Consider the following 16,055-nt stretch of genomic DNA (forward strand, 5'->3'; position numbering starts at 1 on the left):
AGGGCGGAGGATCCGGCGGGAGGGTGTGCGCGCACATCGTCCTTAGGCGCACGCTAGGGGATACTTCGGACACATCAATTCGAACAGGACTGTCGCATGGTCAGGGACTACGCAGCCGACATCGCCGACCCTATCGCCCGCGAGATCGTGACGAACGTGGGGGTTTGGGTGGATCGCGAGGTGAAGCCCGTCGCGAGCCACTATGAACATGCAGACGAGTTCCCGGAGCCGCTGGTGAAGGGGATGTCGGGGATGGGGCTGTTCGGGATCAAGATTCCGGAGAAATACGGCGGGCTCGACCTGAGCTTCGAGTGCTATGCCGGGGTGTGCATGGAGCTGGCGCGGGGGTGGATGAGCCTCGCTGGCATCATCAACACGCACGTGCTGGTTGGGTACGCAATCAGCGAGTACGGCACCGAGGAGCAGAAGCAGAAGTATCTGCCGCGGATGGTGGAGCCGGAGATTCGCTGCGCGTTGAGCATTACCGAGCCGGACGCCGGCTCGGATGCGCAGGCGATCAAGACGACTGCGCGCCGGGATGGCGACGACTACGTCATCAATGGCCAGAAGATGTGGGTGACGAACGGTCAGCGGGCCGGCGTCTACCTGGTGCTGACGAAGACGGACCCAGAGGCCCAGCCGCGACACCGGGGAATCACGGCTTTCCTGGTCGATGCGGGCACGCCGGGTTTCACACCGGGCCGGAAGCTGGAGAAGCTGGGCTACAAGGGCGTGGAGACGACAGAGCTGACCTTCGACGATGCGCGGGTACCGGCGACGCAGGTTCTGGGCGGTAAGGAAGGACAGGGCTTCCAGCACGTGATGAGCGCGTTGGAGGTTGGGCGGATCAATGTGGCGGCGCGCGGCGTGGGCGTGGCGCAGGCGGCGTTCGACGATGCGATTCGTTACGCCCAGCAGCGTGTGGCGTTCGGCAAGCCGATCTTCGAACACCAGGCGCAGCAGCTGCGGCTGGCGGAGATGATCACGAAGATTCGCGCGGCGCGCCTCCTGACGCTGGATGCTGCTCGGAAGAAGGATTCAGGTGCCCGGAGCGATCTCGATGCGGGGATGGCGAAGCTCTTCGCGACGGAGATTGCACAGGAGTGTGTGCTCGACGCGATGCGCATCCACGGCGGCGTTGGCTACAGCAAGGAGCTTCCACTGGAGCGGTACTACCGGGATGCACCTTTGATGGTCATTGCGGAGGGCACGAGCGACATCCAGAAGATCGTGATCGCGCGGAACATCGTGAAGGAGTACCCGGTCTAGCGCGCGTAGCAGGAAGGAATCGACCGTGGAACGCTCGTGGAGCTCGTGAAAGGAGGAGCGAAGCATGACGGTTTACGATGGACGCGACAAGTTCGGGCGGTACTTCGAGGACTTCGAAGTGGGCGATGTGTACAAGCACTGGCCCGGGAAGACGATCACCGAGGCGATGGATCATCTCTTCTGCGATATAACGATGAACCATCATCCGCTCCACAGCGATCGCTGGTATGCGGAGGAGGAGACGCACTTCAAGCAGAACGTAGTGGTGGGGAACCTGGTGTATTCGCTGGTGCTGGGGATGAGTGTGCCCGACGTCTCTGGCAAGGCGATCGCGAATCTTGAAATCGAAAGCCTGAAACACCTGAAGCCGACGTTCCACGGAGACACGATCCGCGCGGAAACGACGGTACTGGAGAAGAAGGAGACCTCGGACGGGACGCGCGGCATCGTGACGGTGGAGACGCGCGGATTCAACCAGCGTGGCGAGGAGGTCTGTTATTTCCGCCGGAAGGTGATGGTGCCGAAGCGGCCCACGGCGGGGTAGGATGGCGGCCGCATGGCCGCGGATGTCCGACCCTCGAAACTTCCGTTCGCGCTCCAGGCCGGCGAAGTGGTGGTGGCCTTGGTGCGTCGGCACTGGCTCTATTTTTCCCTGAGGATGGTGGGGATTCTGGTCGCGGGCGTCGGAGGCACGGCGCTGGCTCTGGTGGCAGTGGGGTTGACGGTGGGGTTCTCTGGGTGGCCGGGGCGGGCGGCCGGGGTGGTGGTGGCGGCCTGGGCGGCGTACTGGCTGGTGCGTGGGTACTTCACCTGGTATCGCTATCAGAACGACATTTGGGTGGTGACGAATCAGCGGCTGGTGGATTCGCTGAAGCGGCACTGGTTTCACCATCGGATGGCCTCGACGGACTTGGTGGACGTGGAGGACCTCCGGGTCGAGCGGCACGGGCTCCTCGAGACGGTGTTCGACTTCGGCGATGTCCAGTGCCAGACCGCCGGGGCGCTTCAGAACTTCGTGCTGGCTGGGGTGCCGCAGCCAGCCCGGCTGCTGGCGGTGGTGGATGGCGCTCGGGACGCGGCTCGGCGGGCGTTGGGTTCGCCGAACGTCGTTGGTTGACGCCGGTTTTGCGGAGGGGTGATGACGGCGGATCGCGGGCGGGGTAGCCTGACGGCATGGCGACGCGGCGGCAGTTCATCGCCGGGGTGGGCTTCGGGATCGCGGCGCCGTGGCTCGTGTTCCGGGGGAGGAGTCGGGGCGCGGGGCGCTCCGAAACAGGAGCGGAGAGGCAATCGGCGCTGCCCTTCCGGGCGGTGCTGCCCGGCGTCGGGACGGATGGGCCGCGGCCCGTGGCGATCCTCTCTCAGCGAGAGCCATACCAGGGCGGCGCGATTTACGTCCGGGTCGACCATGCCGAAGCGGGGGTCGCGAAGCTGTTCGGGCGGGCGGCGGTGCTCAGCCAAGGGGCAGGCGGGGTGGAAGGATTCGTCGGTGTGGCGGTTGCCGACCCACCGGGGCCAACGGCGCTCGATCTGGCGGTGACCGATGCGGTCGGCGGCACGTTCCGGTTCGTGGAGCCGATCGCGGTTCGGGCGACGAGGTGGACGTACGATGACATTTGGCTGCCGCCCCCGGACCCGAATTCGCCGCCCGGGCCGCCGCTGGAACCGGAGCAGCCGCGCCTCGATGCGCTGTACGCGACGGTCTCGCCCCGGCGGTGGGAGCTGCCGTTCGTGATTCCGATAGAGCTTGGCGGGGAGGTGTGGGTGAGTGGGTACTTCGGGGAACAGCGGTCGTTCAACGGGGGGCCGCGGACGGGCCATCACGGCGGCACGGATATCGCTGCACCGATTGGGACTGCGGTCCGGGCCACGAACCACGGGACGGTGGTGATGTCGGAGCTGACCCTCGTCCGGGGCAATCTGGTGGTGGTGGACCACGGTGGCGGGATTCTCTCGTGCTACGGGCACCTCTCGGAGCGGACGGTGGCGGTTGGCGAGCAGGTTCGGCGCGGTGATGTGGTAGGGAAGGTGGGCTCGACGGGGCTTTCGAGCGGGCCGCATTTGCACTGGGAGCTGAGTGTGGCGGGGGTGTTGGTCGACGGGCTGCGCTGGCTGGATGGGACTCAGGGGTTTTGAGGCCCGTTCGGGCTCCCGATTGGGGACCTGAAGGCCCCAGCTTGACCGGGTCGCTTGCGCGGGAGTAGCCGAGGATGGCACGCTGAGAGCCGGGGAACGCAGGCGCGGGACCGCCTGCAGGAAGCAGAGCCCGGGGCTGGCGATGCTGCCAGGAAAGGGTACTCAGCAGGCATGATTGTCGCTCAGCGGCTCGCGATTCTCACGGCTATTCTCACGGTCTTCCTCATTGGTTTGGGTGCATTCGTCAGGGCGACAGGCTCGGGGCTTGGGTGCCCCGATTGGCCGCTGTGCCACGGCCAGGCGGTTCCGCCGGCACATCGGGAGGCGGTGATCGAGTTTTCGCACCGTTTCGTGGCATCGCTCGTCGGTCTGCTGGTCATCGCAGTTGCGGCGGCCGCGTGGAAGTACTATCGGCACGTGCCGTTGATCACGTGGGTAGCGACGGCGACCGTTCCGCTGGTGGGGTTCCAGGGGCTCCTCGGGGCGATCACGGTGGTCCGGGAGCTGCCGCCGGAAGTGGTGGCGACGCATCTCGTGACGGCGATGCTCGTGCTCTCCTGTGTCGTGTTCGTGGCCGTGGGGATGTGGATGGAGGACGAGCGTCATCGTGGCTTTTTCGAGCGGACGCGCGGCCACGGGCGGCTGCCGGGGAAGTGGGCGATTGCTGGGCTGGCGTGGTTGGCGGTGACGTTTTGGGTTGGCGCCTACATGGCGGAAAGCGGGGCGTCGACGGCCTGCTCGGGCTGGCCGCTTTGCAACGGTGGTGTTTTGCCGGGGGCGGACGACCAGGAGATCACCCACATGGTCCACCGCTATCTCGCGGGTGGGTTCGTGTTCATCGTCGTGCCTGCAGTGGCGGTGGCATGGCGGCGGCGGGAGGTGCTGCCGTGGGCGAAGGTGTACGTCATGGTGCTGGGGGGGCTGTATGCGGCCCAAGTCCTGGTAGGCGCGCTCAACGTATGGTTCACCTTTCCAGACCCGCTGACCGTCACGCACACCGCGGTCGCTGGTAGCATTTGGGGGGTGCTGAGCGTTGGGGCTGCCCTCGGATTCTACGAACCGTTCCGGGCGGTTGCCGGAACTCGGGCCGCGACGCGCCTCGAGGCGCCGGCATGACGGCGGAGCTCGCGTTTTCGACGCGAGGTTCGTTGCTGGCGACGGTCCGCAATTACGTCGTCCTCACGAAGCCGCGGGTAATTTCGCTGTTGCTGGTGACGACCGTGCCAGCGATGGTGGTTGCGGCAGGGGGATGGCCGGGGACGTGGCTCGTGCTGGCGACGCTCATCGGCGGCACCGCTTCGGCTGCGGGGGCGAACGTCATCAACTGCTGGTACGACCGGGATATCGACGCGATGATGCGTCGAACGGCCGTGAGGCCGACCGTGACGGGGGAGGTACCGCCGGGGCACGCGCTGGCGTTCGGAGTTGTGCTGGGTGGCGGCGCGTTCTTGTTCCTCTGGGTGACAACAACGTTGGCAGCGGCGGTACTGGCGCTGACGGCGCTCCTTTTTTATGTCCTGGTGTACACGATGTGGCTGAAGCGACGCACGCCCCAGAACATCGTGATCGGCGGGGCCGCTGGCGCCTTTCCCCCGGTGGTTGGTTGGGCGGCTGTGACGGGAGATGCGCCGCTGGCGGCGTGGGTAATGTTCGCGATCGTGTTTTTCTGGACGCCGCCGCACTTCTGGGCGCTCTCGCTGCGGCTCGAGGGTGACTACGCGCGGGCGGGAGTTCCGATGCTCCCGGTTACGAGCGGCGCGGCCTACACGCGGGCGCAGATTTTGCGTTACACGCTGATGCTGATTCCGGTGACGCTGTTGCTCGCTCCGGCAGCCGGCCTCGGCGCGATCTACGTATCAGCGGCGACGGTTCTGGGTGGGGCGTTCGCGTGGATGGCGTGGCGTTTGTGGCGGAGTCCGGAAGCGGTGCCGCCGTTGCGTGTCTACAAGTTTTCCCTGCTGTATCTGGGGCTGTTGTTCATCGCGATGGGGATTGACGCGGCGCTGTGAATCGCGCTTCGGCGATGGCCTGCGGGGGCGCTCCATCCGGTACGGATGAGGGCGCTGGCCGCCGTTGCCGTGGCCTGGCTGAGATTCGTGAAGGGCCGAACGGGGCGTTGGTAAGCGGCCGAGTTTCCGTTCCTTGACACCGCTGGGGGGCGGGTCTATAACCAGTTTGCGACGCCGTTCACAACCGAAACCCTGGCGCGGAGTGTGCCCGCAGCCGAGGGACTTCACGGGTCGGGAGGGGAGCCAGGAGTATGCCGCGTACCGGGAAACTGCGAGTCATCCGCCGGGTCAACCTGCTGATTTTCGCGGCCCTCCTGGCCATTGCTACCGTACCCTCCGCGCTGGCGGACTGGGGAATGCCGACGCCGATCACGGACCAAGCGCAGCGGATCCAGGACCTCTGGGTGTTCACCCTGATCATCGCGCTGGCGGTGTTTTTCGCGGTCGAAGGGGCGCTGATTTACGCCATCGTGCGCTTCCGGAAGCGGAACGACGCCATGCCGAAGCAGACGCACGGGAGCACGGCGCTGGAGATCGTCTGGACGGCGATCCCGGTCCTGATCGTGATCACGCTGTTCTCGTATTCGTTCATCGTGCTTCGCGACGTGGAGAAGAAAGCTCCGGGCGATGCCTTGACCGTGGATGTGACCGGCTTCCAATTCTCGTGGGAGTTCGGGTACAACCTGGCGGATCTTGGTCGAACCGAGACGCCGCCACCCGCGAAGGAAGGGACGTTCTCGATCATTGGGACTGCCGCGAACGAGCCGACGTTCGTCATTCCGGTCGGCGAGCCGGTCGAGTTCCGCCTCAAGTCGAACGATGTGATTCATTCGTTCTACATCCCGAATTTCCACTACAAGCTGGACGTGGTGCCGGGGCGGGACAACCGTTTCGTCATCACGGCGAAGGAGACGGGTGAGTTCACCGGCCAGTGCGCGGAGCTGTGCGGGTTGAATCACGCATTGATGCGGTTCCACCTGCGAGTCGTGGAGCGAAGCGAGTTCGACCGGTGGGTAGCTGAGCAGGCGGCCGCGAAAGCGGTTCGCGAGCCGTAACGATGGTTGGCGCTCGACGCCGGAGGCTCTGCCGGCTAGTTAGCAACGCTAAGGGCAAGGAGGCCCGGGAGGACGCATGACGAGCATCGCAATTCCACGACCGGCATACGCCGAACGGCCCTGGATCCTCGACTGGTTGACGACCGTCGACCACAAGAAGCTCGGGATCCTCTACCTCTACACGACGATGTTCTTCTTCGCCGTGGGCGGGATCCTCGCGTTGCTCGTGCGTGCCCAGCTGGCGGTAGCCGACAACACCTTCGTGAACAACGACGCGTACAACCAGATTTTCACGATGCACGCATCGGCCATGCTCTTCCTCTTCATCATTCCGGTCTGGGCAGGCTTCGGAAACTACATCGTGCCGCTGCAGATCGGGGCTGCCGACATGGCCTTCCCGCGAATCAATGCGCTGTCGTTCTGGCTGATTCCGCCGGCCGGTTTGTTGATGTTCGCCGGCTTCCTTTTCGGCGGCGCTTCCGATGTGGGATGGACGGCCTATAGCCCGCTGGCTCGCAGCTCGGGTGTTGGGCTGGACCTCTGGATCATTGCGGTCATCATCCTCGGGGTCTCTTCGACCATCGGCGCGGCGAACTTCATGGTGACGATGTTCCGGATGCGGGCGCCGGGAATGACGATGTTCCGGATGCCGATCTTCTGCTGGACGATGCTCGTGACTGCCGTGCTGCAGTTGCTGGCGACGCCGGTTCTGGCGTCGGGCCTGGCGATGCTGTACATCGACCGGAATTTCGGGGGGTCGTTCTTCGACCCGAATGGCGGCGGTAACGCGATCCTCTGGCAGAACATCTTCTGGTTCTACTCTCACCCGGCGGTGTACATCATGATTCTGCCGGGGATGGGGATCATCTCGGAGATTCTGCCGGTCTTCGCACGAAAGCCGCTGTTCGGCTACAAGGCGTTCGTCTTCGCCACGATGGGTATCGGCGGTTTGGGCTTCAGCGTCTGGGCGCACCACATGTTCACGACGGGTGCGGTACTGAAGCCTTGGTTCGGGTTCATGACGTTCATGATCGGGGTACCGACCGGGGTGAAGATGTTCAACTGGCTCGGGACGTTGTGGCGGGGATCGATCACCTTCGAGGCACCCATGTTGTTCGCCCTGGGCTTTTTGAGCATGTTCCTTATCGGGGGCATCAACGGGACGTTCTCGGCTGCCGTGCCGGTCGACTTCGCTATCCACGACACGTACTTCGTGGTGGCGCACATCCACTACGTGCTCTTCGGCGGCGCGGTGTTCGCGGTGTTCGCGGGGCTGTACTACTGGTTCCCGAAGATCTGGGGCCGGCGGCTGGACGAGCGTCTCGCTCGGATTCACTTTGCGCTGCAGTTCATCGGATTCAACCTGGCGTTCTTCCCGATGCACCTCCTCGGCCTCGATGGCATGCCGCGGCGCATCGCGACCTATTCCGAGAGCAGTGGATGGGAGACGTTGAATCTGCTCTCGACGATCGGTGCGTTCCTGATCGGGGTGGCGATGATTCCGTTCATCATCAATGTGGTGATGGCGTTCCTGCGACCGAAGGATCAGCCGAACGACCCGTGGGAGGCGAACACGCTCGAGTGGTGGACCACGTCGCCGCCTCCTGTGCACAACTTCGATAGCCTGCCCGAGGTGCACTCGGAGCGACCGCTCTGGGACGTACGCCACGGCAAGACGGCCCATTGATCCGGGCCGAAGGTCCATCGCTCACACGGGCTTAGCAGGGGAGACTGGAGGAGTCCATGGCATCGCACGCGGTCGCGACGCAGCACAAGCAGGGCCTGAGCAATGGGATGCTCGGTTTCATCCTCTTCCTCGCGTCGGAGGTGATGTTCTTCGGCGGGCTGTTCGCGGCGTACTTCATCGCCCGTGCGGACGCGAACGAGTGGCCGCCGGAGTACCTGTTGACGCCGGAACAGATCGCCTCGGGCGTGAAGCTCGAGGTGGAGTTCTGGCTGCCGTTCATCGCGACGATCCTGCTGGTCACGAGCTCGGTGACGATTCAGGCTGCGGTCTTCAGCATCCAGCGGGGCAACCGTTCGGGGCTCATCCGCTGGACGTTCATCTCGATCGTGCTGGGGCTGGTCTTCCTCGTGATGCAGATGTACGACTACAGCCAGCTGCATTTCGGGGTCGGCGACACCATTTACGGGACGACGTTCTACACGCTGACGGGCTTCCACGGGCTGCACGTGGCAGGGGGCGTGGTCTTCATGGGCATCATCCTGGCCCGCTCGCTGGCGGGCCAGTTCACGGCAGCGAACCACGAAGCGGTAGAGGCGTGCTCGTTCTATTGGCACTTCGTGGATGTGGTGTGGATTGCCCTCTTCACCACGCTCTACATCATTCCGTAACGCCCACAGGCGCGAAAACTACGGGGAGTTAGCACCGAATGGACCATCAGGCGAACGCACACGGCGACCACGACGTCCACCTGCCGGATCCGAGCATCTGGCCGCTCGTCGTCGGGGTCGCCGCGCTCTTTCTCGGCGCTGCGCTGATCTACTGGTCGCGCGTCGATGACCAGACGTTCGCCGGTCCGCTACTGGGGGCGGCAATCGTTTCGACGCTGATCGCCGTTTTCGGGTGGGCATACGAGGATGGCCAGATGCGGAAGAAGGCGGCGGAAGGTGGCCACGGCCAGGCGAAACCGACGCGCTACACGCAGGTAGTGACGTTCGCGTTGGCCGAGGGGAAGCTGCAGCAGGCGCGAGAGAGCGGCATCATCCACGACCTGGAGAGCAGCGACAACCAGCTTCGGGATCTCGATGGGTTCCAGGATTTGCGCATCATCGTGTCGCCAGCGGCGACTGGGCCTTCGCAGGTGCTCGTGGAGACGACGTGGTCGGACCGGGAAGGGCTCGCGACCTACGAGGAGACGCGCCAGACGATGCTGGACATCATCGCGCGACATACCGACGAGGTGGTTCCGGGGACGGTCCAAGTGTTCGACATGGAGGTCATCCGGGACACGAAGGACGTGACGTTCCGGTTCGGTACGGGTGCGGCCTTCACGGTCATCGCCGGTCTGATGCTGGGCGGTTTCATGATTGGCGCCGGGCTGAATCTCTTCGCGAGCGAGTCGACTGGTACGGGTGGCGGTGCGCCGCAGCCGACGGTGCCGGCGAACCCGTTCCGGGTGGTCGCGACGGACAACCGATTCGACAAGAAGGAGATCGTCGCGGGGCCGAACGCGGAGATCACGATCACGCTCGTGAACAACGGGCGCGCGAAGCACAACATTCACTTCCTGACGCAGAAGGGTGGGCAGACGCTGGCGCCGGGTGCCGAAGGAGAGATCATCGATGGCGGCGGCACGACGACGACGCTGACGTTCACTACGCCCGGTCCTGGCGAGTACTACTTCCTCTGCGACCTTCACCCCGACCAGATGTTCGGCACGTTCCGGGTGGTGGAAGGGGGGCCGACGGGCACGGGGGAGGCTCCGGCAGCTCCATCCGGGGGCACGCCAGCAGCGGGCGGCATGACCGGCTAGGCGGCCAGGCGCCGCGTGCTCGAGACGAAAGAGGCCGTCCGGCAAGGGGCGGCCTCTCGGCTTGGCGGGAGAATGGTTTGGTTATTCGAAAACGCCTTCGGCGAGGAGTTCGACGTATTCTTCCTCGGCGAGCCCGACGACCTCGCGAAAGACGTATTCGTTGTGTTCTCCGAGTAGGGGAGCGGGGCGAGTGAGCTCGGCCGGAGTTTTGGAGAGCTCGAAGGCGGGGGAATCGTAGGTTCGTTCGCCCATGACAGGGTGGTGGAGTTTCCAGTAGTGGCGACGATGGGCCAACTGGGGGTCGCGGTGCATCTCTTCGGGCGATTGGACGATGCCACAGGGGACTCCGAACGACTGGAAGAGCTGGACGACTTCTTCGGTGGTGTACTTGCGGACGGGGGGGCCCTCGATGCCTTCTTCGGCTTGGAGGGCGGCTTCTTCGGGCAGGCGGGTGAAGTCTTCGAACCAGAAGGTGAGGTGGCGGTCGATCTCTTTCTGCTCATGGATGCGCTGCCAGCGTCGGCGCATGCGCTCCATGTCGCACCACTCGGGACGCCCGAGGGCGGCTTTGAGGCCCTCCCAGTGCTTTTCGGTCTCGCAGGCGATGACGACCCAGCGGCCGTCGCGGCAGCGGTAGGCGTTGTGCGGGGCGGCTTCGAGGTCGTGGTTGCCGAGGCGGGTTTGCTCGTGTCCGTTGACGGTCCAGTCGAGGATGGCCGTCCAGAGCCCGTGGATAGCGGCTTCGAATTGGGAGAAGTCGATGTATTGGCCTTGACCGGTGCGGCGTCGGTAGTCGAGGGCCGCGATGAGGGCGATGGCAGCGAAATGGGGGACGAGGAAATCGGTATAGGCGACACCGGTGCCGATGGGGGGGCCATCTTCCCATCCGGTGAAATGGTTGTAGCCGGCGGCGGCCTGGAGCACGTGCCCATAGCCCGAGTAGTGGGCCCAAGGGCCTGTCTGTCCGTAGAGGGGCATCGAGATCATGACGATGTCCGGTCGGATTTGGCGGACGGTTTCGTAATCGAAGCCGAAGCGAGCCATCGTGCCGGGCGTGAACGATTCGGTGACGACGTCGCATTTGGCGAGGAGGCGGCGAACCAGGTCGGGGGCCTTCGGGTGCTTGAAGTTGACGGAGATGCCGAGTTTGGAGCTGTTGAAGTTGGCGAAGTAGCCGGATCCGTCGATGTGGGGGGTATCGCCGACGAATGGGCCGACGCGGCGGAGCGCTTCGGGGTAGGTGGTACTTTCGATACGGATGACTTCGGCGCCATGGTCGGCGAGGTATTTCGAGACGAGTGGGCCGACGCCGACCCAGGCGAAATCGGCGACGCGGATGCCGGTGAACGGCTTTTGGAGCGGCGGGAGTTCGGGGGGTTCGGACATGGTCAGATCACCATCCTGAGTCGGAGCTTGCGGAGGTCTTGGGGTTCGAGCCCCAAGAGTCCGCAGTAGACCTCTTCGTTATGTTCGCCGAGGTGGGGAGCGCGGCCGCGCTGCTTCCAGGGGGTGGCAGAGAGGCGGAACGGTGCTCCCGGGTAGGTGAACGATTCGCCGATGTCTTCGTGGTGGACGCGAACCCAGTAGTCGCGAGCGGCGAGTTGCTCGCATTCGACGATTTCGCGAGGTCCGAAGACGGGTGCCCAGCCGGCGCCGCGGCGTTGTGCTTCGGCGACGAGCTCTTGTTTGCGGCGGGTGCGGCAGAAGGCAGCCATGGTTTCTTCGACGTACTGGCGCTCCTCGGGGGTGAGCGGCTGGAGGCTGGTGAGCTTTTGGCGCCATTCGGGTGCATCGAGGCCTCGCGCTTCGCCGTGCTCGGCGAGCCAATCGATGATGGCGTTGGCTTGCAGGCCGATCAGCCCGCCGGCCTGGAGGGCAGCGACCCATCCGTCGGCTGTTTCGAAGAGGTAGCGGGCGGCTCGCACGCCGGCGCTGTTCCGGTACAGGCCGGGGCCGGAGGTGTTGACGCGGCGGATGTCCCAGGTCTGCTGGGCGTTGTCCATGGCGTTGGCGACGGCTTCTTGCATGGAGACGTCGACGTGCTGACCGATGCCGTTGTTGATGGCTCGGGCGTAGAGGGCGGTGAGTGCACCGACCATGGCCTGGACGTTGACTTGGGTGTATGCCTGAGGGACGGTGGTGCGAACGGGGCCACGTTCGGGATCGCCGTTGAGGTGCATGAGCCCGCCCATGGCGGCGCCGACGATGTCGGTGGCGTGCCAGCGGGCGTAGGGGCCGTCCTGGCCGAATCCGGTGATGGAAACGAGGATGGCGGAGGGGTTGACCCGCTCGATGGTGGGGTAATCGAGGCCGAGCGCGGCGGCCTCGCCGGGCATGGTGGTTTCGATGACGATATCGGAAATGGCGACGAGACGGTGGAAGAGGTCGCGCCCCTGTTCGAGCTTGAGTTGGAGGGTGATGGAGCGTTTGCCGGCGTTCATCACCCACCAGTAGAGGCTGGTCTCGGTGCCGGCTTCGTTGCGGTAGAAGGGGGCATGCTGGCGGGCAGGGTCGCCTTCGCGCGGGGGTTCGACCTTGATGACATCGGCGCCGAGTTCGGCGAGGAGCCGGGCGCCGAGCTGTCCTTTTTCGTCGGCGAGGTCGAGGACGCGGTAGCCGGCGAGCGGTCCGGCGGGATGGGGAAGCGGGGCTGGCGGCCGTTCGGGGTTCATAGCCGGTGTTGTACCGGGTCGCGGAGGCCTGTTCAAACTGCGGCGGAGAGTAGGGCTGGTAGCTCGAATTCGCTGGCGGCGAACTCGCCATCGAGGCCTTCTTCGATGCGCTGGCGGAGGAGATCGAGGCCCCACCGTTTGGTGGCCGAGATGATGGCGACGTTTCGTGGTGGGGCGCCGGCGCCGAGGATGATGGCGCGAGCTTCGTCGAAGTCGGCGACTGGCCGGCCATCTTGGTGGTGGAGGAGGTCGACTTTGTTGAGGGCGACGAGCTGGGGTTTTCGATGGACCCCGAGGTCGCGGAGGGTGGCTTCGACGGTTTGCGCGTGCTGGTAGGCGTTGGGGTGGGAGATGTCGACGACGTGGAGGAGGAGGTCGGCGTCTTCGAGCTCTTCGAGGGTGGCGCGGAAGGCGGCGACGAGCTGGGTTGGGAGCTTTTGGATGAAGCCGACGGTATCGGTGAGGAGGGCGATTTGGCCGGAGGGGAGGGCGATGCGGCGGGTGACGGGGTCGAGGGTGGCGAAGAGCTTGTCTTCGGCCAGGACGTCGGCTCCGCTCAGGGCGCGCATGAGGGTGGATTTGCCGGCGTTGGTGTAGCCGACGAGGGCGACGACGGCTGCGTTGTTGCGGGCTCGGCGGCGGCGGTAGAGTTCGCGCTGGGTGCGAACTTCTTCGAGGTCGCGCCGGATTTTTGCGATGCGGTTGCGGACGAGGCGGCGGTCGGTTTCGATTTGGGTTTCGCCTGGGCCGCGTGTTCCGATGGCGCCTTCCAGGCGCTCGAGGTGGGACCATTGGCCGGCAAGGCGAGGCAGAAGGTACTGGTGCTGGGCCAGTTCTACTTGGAGGCGCCCTTCGCGGGTGCGGGCGCGGGTGGCGAAGATGTCGAGGATGAGGGCTGTCCTGTCGATGACTTTGACGGCGAGGGCTTTTTCGAGGTTGCGTTGTTGGGAGGGGGAGAGTTCGTCATCGAAGATGACGACGTTGGCCCCGAGCTGGCGGATTGCCTCGACGATTTCTTGCACTTTGCCGCTGCCGATGTAGGTGGCCGGGTTGGGGTGGTCGAGGCGCTGGGTGTAGCGAGCGACGACTTCGGCTCCGGCCGTTCGGGCGAGTTCGGCGAGCTCGTCGAGGGATTCTTCGGCGGAGAGGAGGGCGCCAGGGATTTCGGCCGCGACGAGGATGGCGCGGTCGGGGGTTGGGGCGGTGCGATGGAGCGATTGTGGCATCTGCCTCTAGCGTACTCCGCGTTGGGTGGCGCGGCGAGGGGCAGGGTTCACTGGCGTGCGGACCAGGCTTCGAGACGGCGCATGCCTTCTTCGAGGCGGTCGTCGGGGGTGGTGACGGAGAGGCGGATGTACCCTTCGCCGTTGACGCCGTAGCCGCGGCCCGGCGTGACAACGACGCCGGTCTCGTCGATGAGGCGGGCGGCGTACTCGGCGCTCGTGATGCCTTCGGGGAGCTTGGCCCACACATAGAGCGATGCTTTGGGGAGATCGACCTCGAGCCCACACTTGCGAAGGACTTCGACGATGCGGTCGCGGCGGCGCTGGTAGATGCGGTTATGTTCATCGATGCAATCTTGCGGCCCGTCGATCGCGGCGATGGCCATTTTTTGGATGGCCTGGGGGATGCCGCTGTCGAGGTTGGATTTGACGCGCATGAGGGCATCGACCATGTGTGCGTTCCCGACGACCATGCCGATGCGCCAACCGGTCATGTTGTAGGCCTTGGACCAGGAGTTGAATTCGACGGCGACGTCGCGGGCGCCGGGGACCTGGAAGATGGTGACGGGGTTGTAGCCATCGTAGGCGACGTCGCAGTAGGGGTTATCGTGGAGGATGGCGACGTCGTATTTTTTGGCCCAGGCGACGGCTTTTTCGAAGAAGTCGAGTGGGGCGACGGCGCCGGTCGGGTTGTTGGGGTAGTTGAGCCAAAGGACTTTGGCGCGATGGGCGACGTCTTCGGGGATGGCGTCGAGGTTGGGGAGCCAGCCGTTCTGGCGATCGAGGTCGAGGCGATAGCATTGGCCGCCGGCGAACATGGTGCCGATTTCGTAGACGGGGTAGGCGGGGTCGGGAACGAGAGCGATGTCGCCAGGGTCGATGAAGCAGAGGGCGATGTGGCCGATGCCTTCTTTGGAACCGATGAGGGGGAGGGTTTCTTTGTGGGGATCGAAGGCGACTTCGAATCGCCGTTGGTAGTAGCGAGCGATGGCTTCGCGGAGTTCGGGGAGGCCTTCGGATTCGGGGTAGCGATGGTTGACTGGGTCTTCGGCGGCTTGGTGGAGGGCGTCGAGGATGTGGCGCGGGGTCGGGAGGTCGGGATCGCCGATGCCGAAGGTGACGATATCGACGCCCTGTGCGCGCTTGGCGGCGATTTTTTTGGAGATTTCGGCGAAGAGGTAGGGGGGCAGCGCCTCGACGCGGCGGGCGAGTTTCATGGGTGCGGTCCCTGGGATGGAGTGATGCGACGCGCGCGGGGGAGGGCCGCCCAGCGCACGAACGTTTGGGATCGTACCACGGGATGGGGTTAGGGCTGGTGGGTGTGGGCGGTCAGGGGCCGTACCATTCCGCATCGAAGACGCGGACGGCAGGTCCGGTCATGAAAACGGAGCCGGCCCCATCCCATTCGAGGACGAGGTCGCCCCCGGGCATGTGGTCGACGATGCGTTGGCCGGTGAAACCGCGGAGGTGGGATGCGGCGGCGACGGCCGCGGCGCTGGTACCGGATGCGAGGGTGATGCCGGAGCCGCGTTCCCAGACGCGGTGTTTGACTTCGCCGGGGCCGAGGACCTGTACGACTTGGAAGTTGACCCGCTTGGGGAAGAGCGGATGGTGTTCGACGAGGGGACCGATGCGTTCGAGGGGAAAGTCGTCGGGGTCGGAGTCGAGGTAGTGAATGGCGTGTGGGTTGCCCATGCTGACGAGGGTGAGGTGGAGGTCGATGCCATCGATGGTTATGGGAAGGTCGATGATGGGGCCGGGGCCTTCGACGGCTGCGGGGAGGGACGTTGGATCGAATGAGGGCGGGCCCATATCGACGCGGGCGGCGGTGACGACGCCGTTTTCGCGGTACACGGTGAGGGTCTTGATGCCGGCGAGGGTTTCGACGGTGACCTGTTGGCGATCGGCGGGGACGAGTCCTTCTTCGATGGCGAACTTGACGAGGCAGCGGATGCCGTTTCCGCACATTTCTGCCTCGGAGCCATCGGCGTTGAACATTCGCATGCGGACATCGGCGATGGTGGAGGGGAGCGCGAGGATGAGGCCATCGCTGCCGACGCCGAAGTGGCGGTCGCTGATTCGGCGGGAGAGTTCGGGCCAGTCGTGCTCGGATTCGCTGGCAGGAGCGAGGTAGACGTAGTCGTTGCCGAGCCCGTGCATTTTGGTGACGCGCATGGGGGTCAGTTTAGCTTGT

At 65.0% G+C, this 16,055-nt stretch carries 15 protein-coding genes; 10 read left to right on the forward strand and 5 right to left on the reverse strand.

The features are described from left to right. The first annotated feature begins 96 nt into the window (after positions 1-96). The 10 genes from VAE53_RS07140 to VAE53_RS07185 all read left to right on the forward strand — a co-directional run bounded on the left by VAE53_RS07140 (position 97) and on the right by VAE53_RS07185 (position 9,966). A complete protein-coding gene (locus VAE53_RS07140; protein WP_322818675.1) occupies positions 97-1,269 on the forward strand; it encodes an acyl-CoA dehydrogenase family protein in 1,173 nt (390 codons plus the stop codon). Between the two features lie 64 nt (positions 1,270-1,333). Next, entirely contained in the window at positions 1,334-1,813 is a 480-nt protein-coding gene (locus VAE53_RS07145) for a MaoC family dehydratase (RefSeq protein WP_322818676.1), read from the forward strand. 12 nt (positions 1,814-1,825) lie between these two features. Beyond that, positions 1,826-2,386, forward strand: coding sequence for a hypothetical protein (locus VAE53_RS07150; RefSeq protein WP_322818677.1), 561 nt, complete (start codon positions 1,826-1,828; stop codon positions 2,384-2,386). 56 nt (positions 2,387-2,442) lie between these two features. Further along, on the forward strand, positions 2,443-3,405 hold the full coding sequence (locus VAE53_RS07155) for a M23 family metallopeptidase (protein WP_322818678.1): 963 nt from the start codon (positions 2,443-2,445) through the stop codon (positions 3,403-3,405). Between the two features lie 171 nt (positions 3,406-3,576). After that, entirely contained in the window at positions 3,577-4,521 is a 945-nt protein-coding gene (locus tag VAE53_RS07160) for a COX15/CtaA family protein (protein WP_322818679.1), read from the forward strand. Beyond that, complete coding sequence (locus VAE53_RS07165; protein ID WP_322818680.1) at positions 4,518-5,414, forward strand: heme o synthase; 897 nt, start codon at positions 4,518-4,520, stop codon at positions 5,412-5,414. Before VAE53_RS07160 ends, VAE53_RS07165 begins: the two co-directional genes overlap by 4 nt. A gap of 251 nt (positions 5,415-5,665) precedes the next feature. Continuing rightward, the gene (gene coxB, locus VAE53_RS07170; RefSeq protein ID WP_322818681.1) at positions 5,666-6,469 is read left to right on the forward strand and encodes a cytochrome c oxidase subunit II; all 804 of its coding nucleotides are present in this window, start codon (positions 5,666-5,668) and stop codon (positions 6,467-6,469) included. A 76-nt stretch (positions 6,470-6,545) separates the two neighbouring features. Beyond that, positions 6,546-8,156 (forward strand): cytochrome c oxidase subunit I, encoded by a 1,611-nt coding sequence (ctaD, locus tag VAE53_RS07175; protein ID WP_322818682.1) that lies wholly within the window; start codon positions 6,546-6,548, stop codon positions 8,154-8,156. Between the two features lie 56 nt (positions 8,157-8,212). Then, a complete protein-coding gene (locus VAE53_RS07180; protein ID WP_322818683.1) occupies positions 8,213-8,824 on the forward strand; it encodes a heme-copper oxidase subunit III in 612 nt (203 codons plus the stop codon). A 38-nt stretch (positions 8,825-8,862) separates the two neighbouring features. After that, on the forward strand, positions 8,863-9,966 hold the full coding sequence (locus VAE53_RS07185) for a cupredoxin domain-containing protein (protein WP_322818684.1): 1,104 nt from the start codon (positions 8,863-8,865) through the stop codon (positions 9,964-9,966). A gap of 81 nt (positions 9,967-10,047) precedes the next feature. Here VAE53_RS07185 and VAE53_RS07190 read toward each other — a convergent pair whose 3' ends face one another. From VAE53_RS07190 to dapF, 5 genes are all read right to left on the reverse strand, one after another. Then, complete coding sequence (locus tag VAE53_RS07190; protein WP_322818685.1) at positions 10,048-11,352, reverse strand: CoA transferase; 1,305 nt, start codon at positions 11,350-11,352, stop codon at positions 10,048-10,050. Positions 11,353-11,354: 2 nt separating this feature from the next. After that, on the reverse strand, positions 11,355-12,638 hold the full coding sequence (locus tag VAE53_RS07195) for a CoA transferase (RefSeq protein WP_322818686.1): 1,284 nt from the start codon (positions 12,636-12,638) through the stop codon (positions 11,355-11,357). A 32-nt stretch (positions 12,639-12,670) separates the two neighbouring features. Further along, positions 12,671-13,864: a GTPase HflX gene (gene hflX, locus VAE53_RS07200; RefSeq protein WP_322818687.1), complete on the reverse strand. Its 1,194-nt coding sequence runs from the start codon at positions 13,862-13,864 to the stop codon at positions 12,671-12,673. A 47-nt stretch (positions 13,865-13,911) separates the two neighbouring features. Continuing rightward, positions 13,912-15,078, reverse strand: a complete 1,167-nt coding sequence (locus VAE53_RS07205) for an LL-diaminopimelate aminotransferase (protein WP_322818688.1) — start codon at positions 15,076-15,078, stop codon at positions 13,912-13,914. A 112-nt stretch (positions 15,079-15,190) separates the two neighbouring features. After that, complete coding sequence (dapF, locus tag VAE53_RS07210) at positions 15,191-16,036, reverse strand: diaminopimelate epimerase (RefSeq protein ID WP_322818689.1); 846 nt, start codon at positions 16,034-16,036, stop codon at positions 15,191-15,193. Between the last annotated feature and the right edge of the window lie 19 nt (positions 16,037-16,055).

This window comes from Tepidiforma sp. (genome assembly GCF_034432735.1).
Taxonomy (GTDB): domain Bacteria; phylum Chloroflexota; class Dehalococcoidia; order Tepidiformales; family Tepidiformaceae; genus Tepidiforma.

Bases quoted from the DNA above. Each gene is read 5' to 3' on its own strand.
- VAE53_RS07140 (WP_322818675.1), top strand. From the start codon at position 97: ATGGTCAGGGACTACGCAGCCGACATCGCCGACCCTATCGCCCGCGAG.
- VAE53_RS07145 (WP_322818676.1), top strand. From the start codon at position 1,334: ATGACGGTTTACGATGGACGCGACAAGTTCGGGCGGTACTTCGAGGAC.
- VAE53_RS07150 (WP_322818677.1), top strand. From the start codon at position 1,826: ATGGCCGCGGATGTCCGACCCTCGAAACTTCCGTTCGCGCTCCAGGCC.
- VAE53_RS07155 (WP_322818678.1), top strand. From the start codon at position 2,443: ATGGCGACGCGGCGGCAGTTCATCGCCGGGGTGGGCTTCGGGATCGCG.
- VAE53_RS07160 (WP_322818679.1), top strand. From the start codon at position 3,577: ATGATTGTCGCTCAGCGGCTCGCGATTCTCACGGCTATTCTCACGGTC.
- VAE53_RS07165 (WP_322818680.1), top strand. From the start codon at position 4,518: ATGACGGCGGAGCTCGCGTTTTCGACGCGAGGTTCGTTGCTGGCGACG.
- coxB (WP_322818681.1), top strand. From the start codon at position 5,666: ATGCCGCGTACCGGGAAACTGCGAGTCATCCGCCGGGTCAACCTGCTG.
- ctaD (WP_322818682.1), top strand. From the start codon at position 6,546: ATGACGAGCATCGCAATTCCACGACCGGCATACGCCGAACGGCCCTGG.
- VAE53_RS07180 (WP_322818683.1), top strand. From the start codon at position 8,213: ATGGCATCGCACGCGGTCGCGACGCAGCACAAGCAGGGCCTGAGCAAT.
- VAE53_RS07185 (WP_322818684.1), top strand. From the start codon at position 8,863: ATGGACCATCAGGCGAACGCACACGGCGACCACGACGTCCACCTGCCG.
- VAE53_RS07190 (WP_322818685.1), bottom strand. From the start codon at position 11,352: ATGTCCGAACCCCCCGAACTCCCGCCGCTCCAAAAGCCGTTCACCGGC.
- VAE53_RS07195 (WP_322818686.1), bottom strand. From the start codon at position 12,638: ATGAACCCCGAACGGCCGCCAGCCCCGCTTCCCCATCCCGCCGGACCG.
- hflX (WP_322818687.1), bottom strand. From the start codon at position 13,864: ATGCCACAATCGCTCCATCGCACCGCCCCAACCCCCGACCGCGCCATC.
- VAE53_RS07205 (WP_322818688.1), bottom strand. From the start codon at position 15,078: ATGAAACTCGCCCGCCGCGTCGAGGCGCTGCCCCCCTACCTCTTCGCC.
- dapF (WP_322818689.1), bottom strand. From the start codon at position 16,036: ATGCGCGTCACCAAAATGCACGGGCTCGGCAACGACTACGTCTACCTC.